The following is a 2796-nucleotide window of genomic DNA, read 5'->3' as shown; positions in this document are numbered from 1 at the left end:
ATCGGCCCTTCGTGCTGTTCGAAGCCCGTCCCTCTTTCGTGTGGATACCGGCGGGAAATCCCCCGGTCGAGTGAGAACGCGGCCGGCCGCGTCGAATCCCGCCGATAGGGTTCCGCGGTGACCTCAACCTCAAGCGAAACGCGCCCTTTCCGCATCGCCGACCTGGGCACGCTCGTCGTGATGGCCTGGAGCGGTGAGGCCCCCGACGGCGACATGCCCTATCTCCTCGCCTACTCCCTCGGGGACGGCGAGGGCGGCCCGGAGGCTTCGGCCGTCGCCGTCGAGCAGCTCCTCGCCAACACCGGTCTGCCGGTCGGCGGTGACATCGTCGACGGTTCCACCCGCCCGAGCCTGCCGGTCAGCCTGCTCGTCGAGGCCGGTTCGGCCGTCGTCAACATGCCGCAGCTCAACGCCCAGTGCACGCCGCCTCCGGAGTGGCTCACCGCGGTCGCCGAACGCGGCTTCGCCTACCTGGTGTTCACCACCCGCGCCTGGCCCGAGGCCCAGCCCGGCAAGCCCATCGAGCCGGAGGCGCTGGCGGCCTTCGCGGGCGCCGACGAGACCCTGACCGCGGCGGCCCACGTCATCCTCCCGGCCCGCAGCCTGCGCTGACGGCCGAGCCGGCGGCCGGGGGCGAGGGCGGCGGGTGAAGTCCGGGGCCCGGGCGGGCGGGTCGGCTGTTCGAGCCGATTCGCCCTTCCGGGCTGATCGGACGACTAATGCACCACTCGGGGGAATCTTGAGCTGATGCGGTTCCCAGGATCGTTACGCGATACGGACGTACACCCCCGATTCCTGTAAAGGACCGCACCTGCCATGAAGTCGACCACTCGAATCCTTGCCGCCGCTGTTCTCACCGGCGTGGCGGCGGCGGTGGGCTCCGCGGCCCCCGCCGTCGCGGCCGGCACGGTCCCCGTGCCCGTACCGCTGGACGGCGTCGAGAAGTCCCTCAACGTGAGCCTGCCCAAGGTGGGCGGCGAACTGCCGCTGCTGACGCCGGGCGTGCCCGAGGGGCCGCGGTACGTCGAGGGGCAGATGATCCCGGCCAGTGCGCTGCCGCAGGTGCCGATGGGTGCCGCGCTGCCCGGTCTGTCGGCCCAGGCGCCGCTGCCGCAGGTGCTCGGCAAGGGCTTCGACGAGGCCGGCCTCAGCGTTCCCGCGGCCGACCTGCGGACCCTGACCCCCGGTCTGTCCGTCGACACCCCGCTGACCGCGCCGAACTCCGAGGTGTTCGGCCTGCCGACGCTCAAGGAGCCGCAGGCCGCCGTAATGACCCCGCTGCTGCAGACGGCCCCCACGGGTGTCCTGGGGCTCGGCTCCATGTAGTCCGGTCAGGTCCTGGTCGCGGAATCCGACGAACTGGACTCTCTGGGCCCGGGGTTGGCACCCGGGCCGGTCTCCGGGCGGTCGCCGTCACCGAACGAACCCGAACGAGGAGATGGGGAGAGAGTGTTGTTCGTCAGAAGAGAGCCACGGGGCCCGGCAGGGCCCCGCGGCTGTTCCGGTACGCGGCGGGAGGCGCTGCGTGCCCTGTGCGTGTCGGCCCTCGCCCTGGCCGTCGTCCCGGTCGTCGCCGCCGCGTGGCCTCGCGGGGAGCGGGACGGCGACGAGGCGTCGTCGTTCGACGAGACGTACCGGGGCCGCCGACTGCGCGGTCTGAAGACCGACGCCGGGAGCGCGGATCACCTCGACCACATGACGCAGGCGATGCGCGCGCCGGGCGAGGCACGGTGGCACGTCACCGTGGACGGGCGGCCACTGCATCTGATGCGGCGCGCGGACGGGACGTATCTGAGCATGATCGACCACTACCGCTCGTACCCCACGGCCCTGGAGGCGGCCCGCGCCGCCGTCGACGAGCTGGGGCCCGGGCGGCGGTTGACGGTCGCCGGCGGGGGAGGAGGCGGTCATGGCGTACACGCGTAAGGACGTCAGCACGCTGACGCGCGGTGAGCGGCGGCGGTTCGTCGGGGCGCTGATGGAGATCAAACGGCGCGGCGAGTACGACGAATTCGTGCGCACGCACATCGAGTACTACGTCTCCGACGGCGAGAAGGGGCTGCGTACGGCCCACATGGCGCCGTCCTTCCTGCCCTGGCACCGGCAGTTCCTGCTGGACCTGGAGCAGGCGCTGCAGCGCGTGGACCCGTCGGTGACGCTGCCCTACTGGGACTGGACCCGGGACCGGACGGCCGCGGGGACGCCCTGGAGCGAGGACCTGCTCGGCGGTACCGGGCGCTTCTCGGACCAGCGGGTGATGACCGGGCCGTTCGCCTACGACCAGGGCGACTGGATCATCAACGAGAGCGTCACCGACGGCGACTTCCTCACCCGGGACCTCGGCCGGGTCCGGGAGCCGCTCGCGCTGCCGACCCGGCAGGACCTGGACTCGGCCCTCGCCGATCCCGTGTACGACGTGTCGCCGTGGGACTCGACGTCCACGAAGGGGTTCCGCAACAGGCTCGAAGGGTGGGGGAGCGGGCGGGGCCCCGGCTCGTGGCGCAACCACAACCGCGTCCACCGCTGGGTCGGCGGGCACATGGTCGGCGGTGCCTCCGTCAACGACCCCGTCTTCTGGCTGCACCACGCCTTCGTCGACCTGTGCTGGTCGCGCTGGCAGCTCCGGCACGGGGCCGGCACCCGCTATCTGCCCGACCGGCCGCCGCGCGTCGGTGACGCCCAGCGCGGCCGGGTCGTCGCCCGGCACGAGAAGCTGCCGCCGTGGGACCTGACGCCGGACCAGCTGGAGGACGTCAGCGGCATCTACAGGTACGCGTAACCCGGTACCTGCGGAAG

The 2796-nt window shown here is 72.3% G+C and carries 4 protein-coding genes; all 4 read left to right on the top strand.

Going from position 1 to position 2796, the window contains the following annotated elements; translation table 11 throughout:
* Positions 1 to 117 precede the first annotated feature (117 nt).
* The 4 genes from STRTUCAR8_RS23545 (at position 118) to STRTUCAR8_RS23530 (ending at position 2779) form a co-directional block, all read left to right on the top strand.
* On the top strand, positions 118 to 612 hold the full coding sequence (locus STRTUCAR8_RS23545) for a DUF5949 family protein (protein WP_006378444.1): 495 nt from the start codon (positions 118 to 120) through the stop codon (positions 610 to 612).
* A gap of 204 nt (positions 613 to 816) precedes the next feature.
* The gene (locus STRTUCAR8_RS23540) at positions 817 to 1326 is read left to right on the top strand and encodes a hypothetical protein (RefSeq protein ID WP_006378447.1); all 510 of its coding nucleotides are present in this window, start codon (positions 817 to 819) and stop codon (positions 1324 to 1326) included.
* Positions 1327 to 1449: 123 nt separating this feature from the next.
* Positions 1450 to 1926 (top strand): tyrosinase family oxidase copper chaperone, encoded by a 477-nt coding sequence (locus tag STRTUCAR8_RS23535; protein WP_006378445.1) that lies wholly within the window; start codon positions 1450 to 1452, stop codon positions 1924 to 1926.
* Complete coding sequence (locus STRTUCAR8_RS23530) at positions 1910 to 2779, top strand: tyrosinase family protein (RefSeq protein WP_006378446.1); 870 nt, start codon at positions 1910 to 1912, stop codon at positions 2777 to 2779. Before STRTUCAR8_RS23535 ends, STRTUCAR8_RS23530 begins: the two co-directional genes overlap by 17 nt.
* Positions 2780 to 2796 lie beyond the last annotated feature (17 nt).

Source organism: Streptomyces turgidiscabies Car8 (genome assembly GCF_000331005.1).
Taxonomy (GTDB): Bacteria; Actinomycetota; Actinomycetes; order Streptomycetales; family Streptomycetaceae; genus Streptomyces; species Streptomyces turgidiscabies.
The sequence above is the reverse complement of the archived record's forward strand: the minus strand, read 5'-3'. Positions and strand labels throughout refer to the sequence as shown.

Coding starts and splice junctions, on each gene's coding strand:
- STRTUCAR8_RS23530 (WP_006378446.1), top strand. CDS start 1,910: ATGGCGTACACGCGTAAGGACGTCAGCACGCTGACGCGCGGTGAGCGG.
- STRTUCAR8_RS23540 (WP_006378447.1), top strand. CDS start 817: ATGAAGTCGACCACTCGAATCCTTGCCGCCGCTGTTCTCACCGGCGTG.